Here is a 16,957-nt window from a genome sequence, read left to right as displayed (position 1 = left end):
TTTTTTCTTCAAAGGTGAACTGTAAATTCATTTTGCAGGCCGTTGTTTCTACTTAATCTATTGAATGTACTGAAATTATTGAATATCTCTAATCATATTTCTGGCAATGATCATTTGTTGAATTTGTGTAGTGCCTTCGTACAATCTAAATAATCTGACATCGCGATAAAGTCTTTCTACTGCGTATTCTGAAATGTAGCCAGCACCACCATGAATTTGCACCGCTTTATCAGCGACTCGGCCTACCATTTCTGTTGCAAATAACTTACAACATGACGCTTCAGTGGTAATCTTATTACCTAAATCTTTTTGTCTTGCTGCATCAAGCACCATACACTTAGCGGCATAAGCTTCAGCCTTACTGTCCGCTAACATGACTTGGATCATTTGGTGCTCTGCAATAGGTTTCCCAAACTGGGTTCTGTCTACCGCGTACCTTAACGCATCGTTAATCAAGCGTTCTGCAATACCAACACTTAATGCTGAAATATGTAGACGACCTCTGTCCAACACTTTCATTGATGTAATAAAACCTTTCCCAGCAATGCCACCGATAATGCTTTGTGCAGGAACATGACAATTCTCAAAAATCACATCACAGGTATAAGATCCTTGCTGACCCATTTTTTTATCCTTTGGGCCGAGTGTAATGCCTGGAGTCGTTGCATCTATTATAAAGGCGGATATACCCTTGGCACCTTTAATAGACGGATCTGTTCGCGCCATTACGGTAAAGGTTCCCGCTCTTGGGGCATTAGTGATATATCGTTTGGTGCCATTAATAATATATTCATCACCTTTTTTAACTGCGGTTGTTTTTACTGCAGCAGCGTCAGAACCAACGTCTGGTTCTGTTAAGCAAAAAGATCCAATAAGCTCGCCTGAGGCATATTTAGGTAAGTAGGTTTGTTTTTGTTTTTCAGTACCATCAAACACAATAGCAGCGGAGCCAATGCCGTTGTTAGTGCCAATCAGAGACCGAAAAGCAGGCGATGTTCTACCTAACTCAATGGCCACTAACACTTCTTCTTCCATGGTCAGGCCCAAGCCACCGTATTCTTCTGGGATTGTCATACCAAACAAGCCCATATCTTTCATTTCTTGAACAATGTCATCTGGAATAGCATCGTTTTCAGCGACTTCATTTTCCGCAGGAACTAAACGTTCTCTAACGAATTTTGAAATGGTATCCAGAAATTGATTCAACATTTCTTTATCTCGAATCATTTTTAATCCTCATTAAAGCAATTTAATTCCGCACAGTGGAACAAAAAACCCACAAAATATCAAGCCGTTATTACATTAAATTATACTGAGTTCATTGTATAAGTGATTAGCTTTGGTCTCACTTTTTTGGCTTACATTGTGATCTGTAATCTAAGTATATAGAAAACATGGAACAAACAGATCAATAAAAAGCTTGTTTATTCCGCTAGGCAGAACTAGTATCGTATTAATTGTTATATTTGTGTGTTTATTTGTTAATTTTGTTTGAAAGTTGTGATTTATTGACGAAATTAAGGTTTTTGTGGAATGAATAAACATTACAAAAAATTGTAGTTATTTGTGACTTATATTCTGGTGTTGCCTATGGATTGGGTCATTTTATGTTGACTTGTTCGCTCTAAAATACAGCCAAAACGTTGGAAGCAGATTTAGACGATTTAGCACAATCATAATCATGGATCGTGCAGTTGGGTTTTAGAAACCCTGAAATAAAAATACTTTAAACATAACAAAAAGATGAAACAAAATAGGAAACACATGAGACATACAAATTTAAAGCGAAACGTCGTTGCCATCGCAATGAGTGCGGTTCTTGGACTAGTCGGGAGCAGTGCTGTATTTGCAGAAGAGTTCCAGAATACTGAAGCAAAAAAAATTGAGAAAATCAGTGTTATTGGTTCTCATTTAAAAGGCACGGCAATGGAAACTTCAGCGCCGGTGCAATCTATCAGTAGAGTTGAGTTAGAAAAAATAGGTTCTCCTTCGATTGTTGAAATGACACAGAAATTATCAATCAGCTCAGGTATCCAAGGTAATTCAAATCAGTATGGTTCTAACGGGACCGAAGGTACCTCTAATATTAACTTAAGAGGACTAGGAGCAGGTCGAACGTTAGTGATAATTAATGGTAAAAGACACACATTCAACCCCTACGCAATTGTAGATCAACAAATGTTTTACGTTAATACACAAGATATTCCTTCTATGGCGGTTAATCGAATCGACGTGTTAAAAGAAGGAGCTGCGGCGATTTATGGTTCTGATGCAGTTGCGGGTGTAGTTAACTTTTCAACACGAAGTGATTTTGAAGGTTTGGAAGTCAAAGCTGATTTTAAAAGCTTACAAGATAGCAATGGCGATTACGGTTTAGGTTTTATTTGGGGGCTAGGAAATGATGATACTCACTGGGTGACTTCTGCTAGTTATGATAAGACCAGTACAATAAGTACAGCAGATAAAGATTGGGCGGTACAGGACTATGGTACTAACGAGCAAGGTGGGTGGTCATCAATCGGTAACCCACCGTCGATATTTAATGCGGCTTGGTTGGGTGATAAATCAAAGCCTAAATATCTAATGGATCCAGGTTGTGAATTGCTAGGCGGGACGATAGCGGGCCTATGTAAATTTCAATATACGCCGTTTTCTGCCCTAAATGATGGTGATACCCATCTAAAAGTATTTAGTGAACTCAGTCATGAATTTGAGGGTGATGTTAATCTACATGTTGAAGTTTTATACTCAGAAACTGAGGTACCTATCACTTTTGGCTCACCATCTTATCCGCCACAAAAATTAGTCGATTTTGCAGATCGTTATGTACCAACATATCACCCAGCATGGCAAGATTTGTTAGTTAGCAATCCAGAATTTGCAGGCGCTCCTCATCCGACATTAGATCGCGTCGCTTATGTTGGTCGCACCGTGGGTGTCGAAGGTCCTTCTAGTGAGGGCAATCTAAAATATAAAACCTACCGCATTGCAGCGGACCTAGAAGGATCATTTGGTCATGGTTATAATTGGGAGACAGGGTTTGCTTATTCAAGTTCAAAACTTGATTATACAAGTAACCCAGATACACAAATAGTGACATTGAAGAATGCCCTATTAGGTTATGGCGGCGATGATTGTGACAAGGATGCTGGTGCCCCGGGTGAGAATGGCTGTTTATTCTTCAATCCTTTTTCTAATGGAATTGAAGTATCTGCTTCTAATGGGGTAACTAACCCCAATTTCAAAGCTGAACTTGCCAACAGTCAAGAAGTGTTAGATTACGTTTCAGGCGTAAGAACGTCGCAAAAAGCAACACAGCTATTTGTTTTCGATGGCTTGATATCGGGTGACTTAGGTTTTGAACTAGACGGTGGCATTGCTGCTTTCGCGATAGGTGTTCAATACCGCAAAGAAACTTTTTCAAATGAAGTCAATGATCTTGGAAATTTAGCTATCAATCCGTGTCCAGTATTAGGTGAAACAGATTGTGCAAACCCTACTGGTGTTTTTCACTTTCGTAGTGGTGAGCTGAATCAAAATTCATCTCAAGGTATTTACGCTGTATTTACAGAAGTCGCGCTACCCGTTACAGACGATTTAAATATGCAAGTGGCATTACGTTATGAAAATTATGGCGGTAAAGTAGGCTCTACAATAGATCCAAAAATTTCAACCCAATATACCATTAATGATCACTTTTCATTACGAGGCTCTGCGAGTACTACATTTAGAGGACCTACACTGAATCAGCTAGAAGGTAGCAATACAACTCTTTCTTATGTAGGTGCTACTGGCGCGTTTAAAGCTGTCGATACTTCAGGTAATAATGCCTTGGCACCCGAATCTGCAGTGGCATTAAACGTTGGGATCATTGGTGAGTTTTTTGATGACCGGTTATTTACAACCATTGATTTTTGGTCATTTGATTTAAGCGACCCTATTATTGTTGAAAATTATAATGCGGTGTTATCAGCAGCAGTGGCAGGTAATACAGACTATATAGCTCAAGTTCAATGGACGGAGCCTGGTAACGCAACAACAGTGGAGCGTATTGAAACTAATATAATCAACGGAGCCGACGTAAAAACCAGTGGTGTTGACGTTCAATTACGCTTAAATGTGTCAGAGCATTGGACTCTAAATATCAATGGAACGTACACCTCTGAATACGAAGTGACGGGGGATGCGCTGTCTGACACTTTTGATGCCGCTGGTTTCCTGAATACAACCAACTCTAATCGCCCAATACCAAAATTTAAAGCGACTATGGTCAATAGTTTAGACTTCGATAACCATAACGTTAATTTAGCCGTTTATTATGTCAGTGATTATAAAGATGAGCGAGATTCGTTATTTACCAGCAACAATGAAGGTCGAGTCATCGATAGCCAATTACAGTTGGATTTAAGCTATAACTATCGCTTTAATGAAGATCTAACCAATGTCAATTTCACAATCAGTAATGTGACAGATGAAGAGCCTCCTTTTGCTCGTTTAGATTTAAACTATGACCCTTTCACACATAATCCTTTAGGTCGTACTTTTAAGTTAGGTGTTGTACATAAGTTTGCTGAATAAACATTAAAATAGAACAAAAAGATTAAGCCATACCCTGAAACGATTCAGTTTATGCATCAATGCTTATTTCTTTGACTTACGAAACAAGAATCCAATGATATTAATCATTGGATTTTTTATGTTCTATGTCAGTCAACGGCGATAGCCTAATAATTAAAATGTATTCTTCTATTTTTGAGCAATGTGAGTGGCTTAACACGGTTGCTGAGTCCTTTCAATGTAGCAAAAACCTGACATTGAATTGGTTAGGCATGTAGTTTAAAATTAATGACTAACGGTCAGTTTTGATAATAAGTAGTGATATAAATAATGTCATTAATGGTCAATAATTCGTCAAGAGTAGAGCAACAACTGCGCATCGCTGGTTTTAAAGTGATGTTAATCTGTTGCTTTATTATCTCTGCAATTATTGTCATTACTAAGCCTAATAACCTTTTGATCGCCTGGATTATAACCTTTGGTTCTTTAATATTGTCTACCATCGCTTTATTAATGCCACGCTACAGTTTATGGTGCGCTAAAATTTGGGTATTAATAGCAGTGCCTTTGGCGCCTATATTAATACTTTCTAATGGTATCATCCCTGCAACATTGCTCTCGTTAGGTGCTATATTACCAGTGATGTTAGTCAAGCATTACTGGCGATTATTCGCTGTGATCATTATCGCCAGTTCCACTTTGTTGGTTCCCTTTACTGACTTACCCTACGATAAAGCTATATGGCTTAGATTGTGTTTTTCAAATGCGATAGTAGCGATTATGGTGCTTGCACTCGTCACTTACTTAGAACGGGCATTAGTAGTAAGTTTAGATAAGACAGATGAAATGAACAAAGCATTAATGCGCGCGCGTGAAGCTAACCAAACCCAATCCAAATTTTTAGCCACCATGTCTCATGAAATTCGTACACCCATGAACGGTATTTTAGGTTTATTAGACATTATCTTGTCTGCAGATGTGACCGAACAGCAGCGCTCGCATCTAGAGAAAATTAAATATTCTGGCGATGTATTACACCGTGTTCTAAACGATATTCTCGACTTTTCTAAGCTCACAGCCGGTAAATTAATCATTGAAAACGTGCCTATTTGTATTCATCAATTAATCACTAACACTTCAGCTGTATTCCAAACAGAGGCACAATTAAAAGATATCAACTTAACCATTAAAGTTGATGGTAAAATAAAACCAAGTCTCTTCGGCGACCCAACGCGGATCACCCAAGTCATCAATAACTTGGTCAACAATGCCATTAAGTTCACCGCCATAGGACATGTGAATGTTGCAGTATCCATGATCCATGAGACAGATATTGCTCAAACTCTTGAATTTTGTGTAAGTGATACGGGTATTGGGATTTCAAATAACAATAAAGAGAATATTTTCTCAGCATTTACACAAGCTGATGATTCCACTGCGCGCAAATTTGGCGGTACTGGATTAGGTTTAAAAATTTCAAAAAACTTGATTGAACAAATGGATGGTCAGATGTGGGTTAACAGTGTGGAGCAATTAGGTAGTCAGTTTTACTTCAGGTTAAGTTTAGACATATCTGCGTTACATCCCATCAATAAAAAAGTCATTAAAAACACGCGAACACAGTTTACTGGTAATGTTTTAGTGGCTGAAGACAATGACATTAACCAAGTAGTCGCTCAGCAAATTTTACTTTCATATGGTCTTCAGGTCGATCTTGTCAGTGACGGACAACAATGTATCGATGCACTCCAACACAAACAATATGATTTGGTGTTTATGGATTTACACATGCCAAATATCGATGGTTTTGAAGCCTGTTCAATCATAAGGCGGACAAACCCTGATATTCCAATTGTGGCTCTTACCGCTGCAGTCTTAAAAGACGAGGTACAAAAGGCTATAGATGTGGGTATGAATTCACATCTCGCTAAACCGCTTGAGCACGTTCAGTTAAAAAACATCCTAAATCGATACCTTATTGAGATAAAAATATAACTAACTTGCTTATTAAGAGTGGTTTTTACAAATTGAAGGTAAGCAGGTTGACTGCAGTAATAAGAGTCAAACTGAGCTCAAATCGTCAAATCGTCAAATCGTCATATCGAAGGATATTAATTTTTTTAAGATTATTAAGGGTCATTCTCAGTTCTTTGGCCTGGCTGTTGTTAAGTAGGCTAGCGATTGATAAATAATATGTTATCAATCGCTAGCCTATTGCTACTTACAAGCAGCAACACCTACTTTGAGTCGTTACTAAAGTGCTTTAATATTTCAATATTGTTAACTGACTCGATGGACATAGTTGCTGTGCATGAGGTAAAACGTTTTTACCACGTAAAACCTTCGATATTGAAGGTGTCTTAAAGAACCTTGTGATGAACATCAACGCTCTTTGTGTTTCAAGCCAGTAGGCTAGGTTTATCTAAATGAACTGACCCTGTAACGAAAATTCATAAAAAAAAGCGAAGGATTGACGTCTTAAAGAGTTCAGGTTTTCATTTAAAATCAAGGTATGTTTTGCTTATAAATGCCAAGACCGTTCAAGCTAATGATGTTGTTTTTGTGGTAACAAATACTGGGGATATCATGCAAGCGTTTACACTAAAACGAATCGTGATTATCATCATCAAAATAATTAAACACAAGGGAAAGGAATTTCTTTGACCCGACGGTCAATTTCAGACAAGCATGCAAGATTTTTGAGTTTGGTTTATAAATGCAGATAACGTATTCAAACTTCATAGCTATTAGCTGATATTTTTGTCACTTGCTTAGTTAAACAGATAACCTAGCTACACAGATAGCCTTCAGACATTGATAACATCATTTTAATTGAGCCAAAGCGAGTTTAGATACATTCGTAAGCTCAGGTCCATCCTCTGCTAAATATTGCGTCATTTTATTTCGCATTGAGACAGCCCAGAATTTTTGCAAATGATTAGCAACGATTTTTGCTGTCTCTTCGTCAGTTTTTTTATAATTATTATTATTGGCAATTTGGTTGAGCATGCTGACCAGATTATTAATTTGAGTACCGCTCATAACTTGATAAGTCCTATCTATTTATTAAAGTTAGTATACAAAGTATGCCGACTAGGGCGCGCAAAACCGATTAAATTTAGCTTCGCTTGAGTTGCAAGCTTTATTGCCAATGCCGTAGGAGCTGATACTGCGACTAATGTGGCTATATTCATGCTTGTTACTTTTTGGACCATTTCATAACTGGCTCTGCTCGAAATCAAAACGAAGCCGTTATCAGTATTTGTTTTAAGCAGCGCTAGAGCACCAATTAGCTTGTCAAGGGCGTTGTGTCGACCAACATCCTCACGCAATAGCATAATGTCCCCCACACCATCGCACCAAGCAGCACCATGAACTGCACCAGTTAAGGATTGCAGCTTTTGATGTTCACTTAACTGAGATAAAGCATGCTGAATAACTAATGAAGAAGGTAACACTTGTGGGATTACACTCTTAATTGGCCGTATCGCTTGTTCCAGTGATTCACTTCCACATAAACCACAGCCAGTGCGGCCAGTAAGACTACGTCTTAATGATTTTAAAGACATCATACGTTGAGAACTAATTTCAATACGCACTTCTATGCCCTTTTCGCTGGGGACAAGTTCAATATCGTACATTTCAGACGCGTTATTAATTATCCCTTCTGACAAACTAAACCCCAAGCAAAACTCTTGCAAATTTGCAGGAGAAGCCATCATAACCGCGTGAGAAATGCCATTATAAACTAACGCAATGGCAACTTCTTCCGCGATATTATCAAACTGGTCTTGACCCTTGTCATTGCCTTGCTCCCAGAAATAAACTGGCAGTGATTGAAAGCTTGCCTGTAATTTTGGTTCGTCGTCACGGGTCAAACTCATCTTCCTATTGTGGACTTTTCTTTTTTAGGGGAGCGTTTAAAGTGCTCTTTTTGTTGCTCACTAAACTTCTTATAACGGGTCTGCCAATCTGATGGCGATGTGACTTTTTCAACCTGTACAGCGGTTACCTTATATTCTGGACAATTGGTCGCCCAATCAGAACTATCGCTAGTAATAACGTTCGCACCACTAATAGGATGATGAAAGGTCGTAAACACCACTCCACTTTGCATGCGCTCACTGATTTTAGCTTTCAGAACAGTATCACCAGATCGGCTCGTAATCCCTAACCAATCACCATCCTTAATGCCTCTTTCATCTGCATCATTAGGATGTATTTCAAGTACATCCTCTTTGTGCCAAGTTTGATTAGCTGTTCGACGTGTTTGCGCACCCACATTATATTGACTCAGTATCCGCCCTGTTGTTAATAGTAATGGGAACCGCTTATTGGCTCGGTCTTCACTTGCAAGATAAGGGGTAATAGCAAAACGACCATTACCAATTGGAAAGCTTTCCACATGCATAATGGGTGAACCATCAGGGAATTCTTCGTTGCAAGGCCACTGAATACTGCCCTGCTCTTCAAGCTTTTTATAACTTACGTGACTAAAGGAGGGAACTAGTGATGCTATCTCGTCCATTATTTCAGACGGATGCTCATAATTCATAGGGTAACCTAGTGCATTTGATAATTTTTGAGTCACTTCCCAATCCGCGAACTTAGCCAGTGGCTTCATTACTTTGCGGACCCGATTTATGCGTCTTTCGGCATTGGTAAATGTGCCGTCTTTTTCAAGAAATGAAGAGCCTGGTAAAAATACGTGTGCGTACAGGGCTGTTTCATTTAAAAAGATGTCCTGCACAATTAAACATTCTAATGAAGACAATGCTGCCTGAACATGTTGTGTATTAGGATCTGATTGAAGAATATCTTCTCCTTGCACATACATGGCTTTAAATGTGCCCTCAATCGCCGCATCAAACATGTTTGGAATACGTAAACCAGGTTCATTATCTAAGGTAACACCCCAGTTTTTTTCAAATTTACCGCGAAGTAAATCGTCGCTTACATGCTGATAACCCGGAAGTTCTTGCGGGAATGAACCCATATCACAAGAACCTTGGACATTATTTTGTCCACGCAATGGGTTGATACCCACGCCTTCACGACCTATGTTTCCAGTCGCCAGCGCTAGGTTTGCTATACCCATTACCATAGTAGAGCCTTGGCTGTGCTCAGTAACACCTAAGCCATAATAGATTGCACCATTTTTTGCCTTGGCAAAGGCGCGGGCTGCAATACGTATTTGTTCAGCATTAACAGTGGTAATGCTTTCCATTGCTTCGGGCGAGTTGACCTCATCGAGAATAAATTCACGCCATGCGTTATATTCATCAGTGCGCTGTTCAATAAAATTCTTATCTTCAAGGCCTTCGCTAATCACCACGTGCGCTATTGCATTTATCATAGCAACGTTAGTGCCCGGTTTTAACGGAAGATGATGATTAACGCTGATATGAGCGGTGTTAAGCAAGTCAATTGTTCTTGGATCAACCACAATTAACTCGGCCCCCTCACGCAAACGTTTACGCAACATTGATGCAAATACAGGGTGTGCGTCAGTAGGATTAGCTCCGATAACCATAATCACATCTGATTGCATTACCGACTCGAACGTTTGGGTACCAGCAGACTCACCGATTGTTGCTTTTAATCCATAACCTGTGGGTGAATGACAAACACGGGCACAGGTATCGGTATTGTTATTGCCAAAAGCAGCGCGTATCAATTTTTGAACCAGATAGGTTTCTTCATTAGTACAGCGAGATGAAGTGATTCCGCCAACACTTTCACGACCATATTTAGCCTGAATATTTTTAATTTTATTGGCTGAAAATGCTAAAGCTTCATCCCAACTAACTACTCTCCACTCTTCATCAATGTTGTCGCGTACCATAGGCTCAGTCACACGATCTTTATGGGTGGCATAGCCAAAAGCAAAGCGCCCTTTAACACAGGAGTGGCCTTGGTTGGCCTTACCACCTTTGTAAGGCACCATGCGTATAACTTCTTCACCTTTCATTTCAGCTTTGAATGAACAACCCACTCCACAATATGCGCAGGTAGTGATGATGCTGTGTTCTGGCTGCCCTTTTTCGATAACTGACTTTTCCATCAATGTTGCGGTGGGACATGCCTGCACGCAGGCGCCGCAAGATACACAATCAGAAGACATAAAATTTTCATCGCTAGTTCCTGCACTGACTTTGGATGCAAAACCACGACCTTCGATAGTTAAGGCAAAGGTGCCTTGAACTTCTTCACATGCTCTAACGCATCGAGAGCAAGTTATACATTTGCTTGGTTCGAAAGTGAAATAAGGGTTTGAGTCATCAATTTTGGCATCAAGATGATTATCACCATCAAAGCCGTAACGTACTTCACGTAAACCTACAGCACCGGCTACGTCTTGTAATTCACAATCACCATTACTTGAACATGTTAAGCAGTCAAGTGGATGATCAGATATATACAGTTCCATGATATTGCGGCGTAATTTAGCAATGTCATCATTTTGTGTGGTTACCACCATACCTTCTTTAACGGGGGTGGTACATGAGGCTGGATATCCACGCACTCCGGTAATTTGTACAGCGCACAAACGACAGGATCCAAACGCTTTTAAATTATCACTTGCACATAATTTGGGAATATTAATGTCAGCCATGGCAGCAGCCCGTAGCACTGAAGTACCTTCAGCAACAGTCAGTGTTACGCCATCTATTTCTATGCATACTGTCTCAGTAGATTTACTGGCAGGGGTTCCATAATCTTTATTCACATCAAACTTTGGTTGATGTGAAGCGCCTTCAGTTGCGGGATTATAATAATTAACCATGATTAGTTTCCTCTAATACTGCGTTGTTTGAAGGTAAATGAAAATCTTCAGGAAAATCTTTATAAGCACTTGTTACTGGGATTGGGGTCATACTTCCCATTGCACACAATGAGCCATTAATCATGGTTTCGCATAAGTCGCTCAGTAATATCATGTTTTCAGCGCGTGAATCATCATATTTTATCCGATCAATCACCTCCACACCTCGCGTTGAGCCGATTCTACATGGGGTACACTTACCACAAGACTCATCGACACAAAATTCCATTGAAAACCGAGCTTGCTCTAGCATATCTACAGTGTCGTCAAAAATGACTATTCCACCGTGACCTAACACTGCTGATGCCTTAGTAAACTCCTCGTAGTCCAGCGGGATATCAAATTTAGAAGTGGGTAAGTAAGCACCTAAAGGTCCGCCAACCTGAATTGCTCTGATTGGTCTACCACTTTCTGTTCCCCCTGAAAAATCGTTAAGCAGGCTTTGTAAGGTCGAACCAAAAGGTAATTCAATGAGGCCACCTTGTTTAACATTTCCCGCCAACTGCAATGGCAAGGTACCCCTTGAACGATTGGCTCCATATTGTTGGTAAGCTTGTCCACCTTGACTAAGAATATAGGGGACGGCAGACAAGGATAATACGTTATTAACAACGGTGGGTTTACCAAAAAAACCTTCTATCGCGGGAAGTGGTGGCTTAAAACGCACTTCACCACGTTTACCTTCCAAAGACTCAAGCAAAGACGTCTCCTCACCACAAATATAAGCTTCAGCGCCTAACCTGACTTCCAGATTAAATGTTCTCCCACTGCCACAAATATTATTCCCTAAGTAACCTTCTTTTGTCGCTATTACGATGGCTTCTTGCAGTATTTCATCGGCAACAGGGTACTCAGACCTAAGATAAATATAGCCTTCGTCAGCACCCACTGCCAGTCCCGCAATGATCATGCCCTCGATAAGCATAAAGGGGTCACATTCCATGACTAACCTATCAGCAAAGGTACCTGAATCTCCTTCATCAGCATTACACACAATATATTTTTTATCAGAGGGGGCATCATGCACAGTCTGCCACTTTATACCGGTTGGGAAAGCGGCTCCACCACGGCCTCTTAGTCCAGAGTCGACTACCGTGGTAACGATTTCTTGACTGCTAGCAGCGAGCGCTTTGTGTAGACCACTGAATCCATCCAATGCCAAGTAATCATTCAGCGATAAAGGATCTGTTATGCCTGCGCGGGCAAATGTTAATCGTGTTTGCTTTTTTAAGTATGTGAGCTCTTCGGTCAGGCCGAGCGCCAACCTATGCTCCTGGGTATGCTTGGATAATAAATTGGTTGTGATGTCTTCCATGATGCTGGGCACATCTGAGACATCAACCGGACCGTAAGCAAATCGTCCTTTTGAGGTTTCGACCTCCAGCATAGGCTCTAACCAAAACATACCGCGGGAGCCATTTCGTATTAAGTTTAACTGTGCTTCGTGCAGAGTTGAATAGTCTGATACGGAACGCGCAACATCATTGGCGCCAAGAGATAATGCAGTACTTTCTCTTGGGATAAACATTTTAATGTTCACCATTATCTCCCGTTAATTTGTGTTTTAAATGTGGAAACAAGACGTTCAAATTTCTCATTATTCACTCGGCCATAGAGCTCGTCGTTAATTCTTATATTAGGGCCCGTTGCACAGTTACCTAAACAGTAAACACTATCGAGGCTAAATTTTTTATCAGCGGTCGTACCTCTGTAGTCTATGGCAAGGTGTTCTTTAGCATGTTGTTCAAGCTCTCTACTTCCGCGTGATTGGCAAGCCTCAGCACGGCATATTTGAATTTTGTGCTCACCCGGTTGTGATGTTCTAAATTGATGATAAAAGCTGATCACACCATGAATTTCAGCCGGTGTTTGTTGAAGTTTTTTAGCTATTGTGTCAATGGTTTTTAATGGAATATAACCAATCTCTCTCTGGATTTGATGCAATATGGGCAGCAAAGCACCTTTCTTATGTTTTAGAGTGTCAATGATTTTGACCACATTGGATAAATCTGAAGAAAAATCTAATTGCATTGTGTCTCCTAGATGACGGACTTACTTTTTAAATATGAAATAAAGTGCATATGTTTATAGCGTTATAGTAATATAGTACAATGTTAATAAATTGTAACATCACTGTTTAAATATAAGAATATGAAATGTATTTCTTATTCTTATATCGTTTTGTACAGAATACATAAATAGCGCTTTTTTTATCAGGATAGGTTGGCTCTTTGCAGCAGGATTAACAGTAGATAGAAACTCAAAAAGTCAACAATACATACAGGTGTCCAGTCAGAATGCAAAATAAAGTAGTGATAGCAAAGAGAATATATATTAAGGCTGCATGGAAGTTTTATGATGAAAACGGCGACAACGTTGATTCCCGAATTTTTCCTTTACTAAATGCAATTCATGAATCAGGTAAATTAACCAAAGCCGCGGTTGAACTCGGAATGTCTTATCGCCACGTGTGGAATATTTTAAAAAAATGTACTGATTTTTTTGGCTCTGAGTTAGTTGAACTACAGAAGGGAAAAGGGGCCAAATTGACACCCTTAGGTGAAAAATTATTATGGGCAGAACAGTTAGTTAATGCACGCTTTGAGCCTCAGCTTAATAGTTTAGCCTCAGAATTAAATTTGGAAATACAAAAGAATCTCACATTTAAAGAACCCCTATTAAGAATTTTAGCTAGTCATGGTTACGCTGTGGCTTTGTTACCTGAATTTACAAATAAATTTAAATTAAATTTACAATACAAAACCGCTGAGGAATCACTTCAGGCTTTGACTAAAGGGGAATGTGACATTGCTGCATTTCATTTGCCCACTGATTTCGTAAACCAGACTCTCGTCGATGTGTATAGTAAATATTTTAAGCCAAACACCTACAAGGTCATTCGGTTTGTCACGAGAAAACAAGGCTTGATGGTCAAAAATGGCAATCCTAAAGGTATTGAAAAAATTGAAGATTTATTGCGCGCCGACATTAAGTTTATCAATCGTCAGGACAACTCAGGAACACGTTTATTGATCGAAGAAATATTTAGAAGGGCAACAGTTGATTTTGAACAAGTTGCAGGTTTTCATGAAATTGAATTTACGCACTCAGCGATTGCGGCATATGTGGCCTCTGGTATGGCTGATACGGGTATTGGAGTTGAAACAGCAGCGAGGCAATTTGGTTTAGACTTCATACCATTAACAACAGAAAATTACGTATTAGTTTGCCATCATAAATCAGTCAAAAAATTTGCAGTTCAGCAGTTGATTGCTGAATTAAAAACTGAAAAATTTCAACAGTCGGTACTAAAGCTTGCTGGTTATAAGCCTTTTTGTTGTGGGGATGTTTGTAATTTAGAAGATATATTACCTTGGTGAACGCCTCATATATATTCGATTACCTTAGATAATTAAGGCTGTCTCAGCACAATCTATTGGCGACTGATCTACGCAATAGTTCCGAGTGTCGTCTATAAGTTGGCGTGTTTCTTTTTGTCTCTCATCCATCACAATAGTCAATAAAAAGCCGCCTTAAATTTAATTAAAGGGGCTTTGATTTTTAACCTCATTCAGCTCATTTATGGGCTTTATTTATGGATGCGTATTCTCTACATGGTGTTTTGCATCAACTGGACGAACCGTTAAATTGGCAAAAAAAGCAATAACCAATAGTGCTGCCATAACATACATAGTCGTATTGTATAGGCTTGGCGTTGGATCGATTGTGTCAGTGGGCACTAGTTCCATCAACTTGCTTACCGTTACGGTTTTAGCCGCAACCAATTCATTTAGCTGACCTACCGCTGAACCAAATTTAGCCTGAAATACAGCAGGATCTATTTTTGCAACTAAGTCGGCAATGGCATCATTTAGTGACATGTTTCTTAGATACGTGATAGCAAATGGCCCTAGGACGCCAGCAGTAGCCCACGCCGTTAACAAACGACCGTGTATTCCACCAACATGTAGCGTTCCAAAAATATCAGCTAAATATGCAGGGATAGTAGCGAAACCACCACCATACATAGTGAAAATAATCATGGTCGCAGCATAAAACATAATCAACCAAGTAACTGAAGGATCAGCACTCACCTGTGAGGCAGCATAAGGAATAGACAAGTATAGAAGGGTGCCCAAAGCGAAGAACCAGTGATAAGTGTTTTTTCTACCAATGAAGTCTGAAATAGAAGCCCAAAAGAATCGTCCACACATATTAAATACAGAAATCATTAATACATATGTACCGGCAAAAGTTGCTGTAGCAACCGTTGGTAAAGTGGAACCAAAAATATCTACCATCATCGTTTTCGCAACACCAATTACGCCGATACCAGCAGTAACGTTGAAGCAAAGTACAACCCATAATTTCCAAAATTGTGGTGTCTTAATCGCTTGATCAATGTGCACATGGTTGTGACTAATCATGCTCTTAGCTGATTCATCTTTAGCTGGTGGCTTCCAACCTTTTGGCTTCCAGCCTTCTGCAGGAACACGGTATGAAAAAGAAGCGATGATCATAACTATAAAGTACACAATACCTAGAGTTAAGAATGTACCTGCAGCGCCCGTGTTGCCGGTGCCCACTGCGTATACACCAGCATCACCAGGGATCGCCATTGTCGCAGCTTCACTTGCAGTTGCAACCACAACTTCTATGTTTCCCGAAGCGGATTCAAAAAAACGTTTACCCGCTTCAGTTATCAATTTAACTGAACCTTCGGCTCCAACATAAGTGGGTGCAACAGCATGCAGCTTTAATAAAAAAGCAATTAAAGGTGCGCCGATCATAGCCCCACCACCAAAACCCATAATTGCCATACCCGTGGCCATGCCACGTTTATCTGGGAACCAGCGAAGTAAGGTCGAAACTGGAGATACATACCCTAAACCCAACCCACAACCGCCAAGGGCGCCGTAACCTAGGTATACCAGCCACAATTGATGAGTAGCGATACCGATACTACCAATAACAAATCCACCCCCCCATAAAAAAGCTGCGGTAACTCCAACACAGCGAGGGCCCACCGCTTCTAGCCATTTACCGGCAACTGCGGCAGATAAACCAAGAAACACGATTGCTACAGAAAATATCCATACAACACTACTCAATGTCCAGTCACCGGCAGAACCTGTGACTACGCCTAACTCTTTGATTAACGCAGGATTAAAAATACTCCAGGCATAAACTGAGCCAATACATAGATGGATTGCAATAGATGCTGGGGGGACTAACCAGCGATTAAATCCCGCTTTGGCAATGATCTTTTCTTTCATCAAAAAAGAAAAAACCCCACCAATTTTATTAGACATATGCTTTAACCTTTTTATTATAAATTAAGAGAAATTTGTTTACCTTCAATTTGTCCATGTAAAACGTTTAATTTTTATTTTTTTATTTTTTTATTCATGTTTTATGCAATAAAAGTAATACATAAAATATTCACTAAGAGTTTTTTGCTCCAGTTTCACAGTAGCCGGCATTCAGTAATGTTTAGTGAAAGTAAAGACAATAAATAAAGAAAATGTGCAATTTCATAAATGCAGAAATATGATTTATTAGTTATTATTAATC

At 39.6% G+C, this 16,957-nt stretch carries 10 protein-coding genes; 3 read left to right on the top strand and 7 right to left on the bottom strand.

Annotation, left to right across the window (positions count from 1 at the left end; genetic code table 11):
• Positions 1–75: 75 nt before the first annotated feature.
• Positions 76–1,227 (bottom strand): acyl-CoA dehydrogenase family protein, encoded by a 1,152-nt coding sequence (locus QZ562_RS13310; RefSeq protein WP_293760878.1) that lies wholly within the window; start codon positions 1,225–1,227, stop codon positions 76–78.
• A gap of 537 nt (positions 1,228–1,764) precedes the next feature.
• Between QZ562_RS13310 and QZ562_RS13305 the strand changes: the two genes are divergently transcribed.
• Positions 1,765–4,578 (top strand): TonB-dependent receptor, encoded by a 2,814-nt coding sequence (locus QZ562_RS13305; protein ID WP_293760875.1) that lies wholly within the window; start codon positions 1,765–1,767, stop codon positions 4,576–4,578.
• Between the two features lie 309 nt (positions 4,579–4,887).
• A complete protein-coding gene (locus QZ562_RS13300; RefSeq protein WP_293760872.1) occupies positions 4,888–6,552 on the top strand; it encodes a response regulator in 1,665 nt (554 codons plus the stop codon).
• Positions 6,553–7,380: 828 nt separating this feature from the next.
• Here the strand turns inward: QZ562_RS13300 and QZ562_RS13295 are convergent.
• From QZ562_RS13295 to QZ562_RS13275, 5 genes are read right to left on the bottom strand one after another with little or no spacing between them, the layout of a single operon-like run.
• A complete protein-coding gene (locus QZ562_RS13295) occupies positions 7,381–7,599 on the bottom strand; it encodes a formate dehydrogenase subunit delta (RefSeq protein ID WP_293760869.1) in 219 nt (72 codons plus the stop codon).
• 17 nt (positions 7,600–7,616) lie between these two features.
• Positions 7,617–8,441, bottom strand: a complete 825-nt coding sequence (fdhD, locus tag QZ562_RS13290) for a formate dehydrogenase accessory sulfurtransferase FdhD (RefSeq protein ID WP_293760866.1) — start codon at positions 8,439–8,441, stop codon at positions 7,617–7,619.
• Entirely contained in the window at positions 8,438–11,344 is a 2,907-nt protein-coding gene (gene fdhF, locus QZ562_RS13285) for a formate dehydrogenase subunit alpha (protein WP_293760864.1), read from the bottom strand. The genes fdhD and fdhF overlap by 4 nt, the downstream gene beginning before the upstream one ends.
• The gene (locus QZ562_RS13280; protein WP_293760861.1) at positions 11,337–12,926 is read right to left on the bottom strand and encodes a formate dehydrogenase beta subunit; all 1,590 of its coding nucleotides are present in this window, start codon (positions 12,924–12,926) and stop codon (positions 11,337–11,339) included. Before QZ562_RS13280 ends, fdhF begins: the two co-directional genes overlap by 8 nt.
• Entirely contained in the window at positions 12,926–13,414 is a 489-nt protein-coding gene (locus tag QZ562_RS13275; RefSeq protein WP_293760859.1) for a formate dehydrogenase subunit gamma, read from the bottom strand. Before QZ562_RS13275 ends, QZ562_RS13280 begins: the two co-directional genes overlap by 1 nt.
• A 266-nt stretch (positions 13,415–13,680) precedes the next feature.
• On the opposite strand from QZ562_RS13275, the gene QZ562_RS13270 reads away from it, so the two are divergent.
• The gene (locus QZ562_RS13270; protein ID WP_293760856.1) at positions 13,681–14,763 is read left to right on the top strand and encodes a substrate-binding domain-containing protein; all 1,083 of its coding nucleotides are present in this window, start codon (positions 13,681–13,683) and stop codon (positions 14,761–14,763) included.
• A 213-nt stretch (positions 14,764–14,976) separates the two neighbouring features.
• Here QZ562_RS13270 and QZ562_RS13265 read toward each other — a convergent pair whose 3' ends face one another.
• Positions 14,977–16,695 carry an OFA family MFS transporter gene (locus QZ562_RS13265; protein WP_293760854.1) on the bottom strand — a complete coding sequence of 573 codons (1,719 nt, stop codon included), beginning with the start codon at positions 16,693–16,695 and terminating at the stop codon, positions 14,977–14,979.
• Positions 16,696–16,957 lie beyond the last annotated feature (262 nt).

Origin of the sequence: uncultured Paraglaciecola sp., assembly GCF_913058035.1 — a bacterium.
Lineage (GTDB): Bacteria > Pseudomonadota > Gammaproteobacteria > Enterobacterales > Alteromonadaceae > Paraglaciecola.
This window is presented reverse-complemented; position numbering and strand designations above follow the sequence as displayed.

Bases quoted from the DNA above. Each gene is read 5' to 3' on its own strand.
- QZ562_RS13310 (WP_293760878.1), bottom strand. From the start codon at position 1,227: ATGATTCGAGATAAAGAAATGTTGAATCAATTTCTGGATACCATTTCA.
- QZ562_RS13305 (WP_293760875.1), top strand. From the start codon at position 1,765: ATGAGACATACAAATTTAAAGCGAAACGTCGTTGCCATCGCAATGAGT.
- QZ562_RS13300 (WP_293760872.1), top strand. From the start codon at position 4,888: ATGTCATTAATGGTCAATAATTCGTCAAGAGTAGAGCAACAACTGCGC.
- QZ562_RS13295 (WP_293760869.1), bottom strand. From the start codon at position 7,599: ATGAGCGGTACTCAAATTAATAATCTGGTCAGCATGCTCAACCAAATT.
- fdhD (WP_293760866.1), bottom strand. From the start codon at position 8,441: ATGAGTTTGACCCGTGACGACGAACCAAAATTACAGGCAAGCTTTCAA.
- fdhF (WP_293760864.1), bottom strand. From the start codon at position 11,344: ATGGTTAATTATTATAATCCCGCAACTGAAGGCGCTTCACATCAACCA.
- QZ562_RS13280 (WP_293760861.1), bottom strand. From the start codon at position 12,926: ATGGTGAACATTAAAATGTTTATCCCAAGAGAAAGTACTGCATTATCT.
- QZ562_RS13275 (WP_293760859.1), bottom strand. From the start codon at position 13,414: ATGCAATTAGATTTTTCTTCAGATTTATCCAATGTGGTCAAAATCATT.
- QZ562_RS13270 (WP_293760856.1), top strand. From the start codon at position 13,681: ATGCAAAATAAAGTAGTGATAGCAAAGAGAATATATATTAAGGCTGCA.
- QZ562_RS13265 (WP_293760854.1), bottom strand. From the start codon at position 16,695: ATGTCTAATAAAATTGGTGGGGTTTTTTCTTTTTTGATGAAAGAAAAG.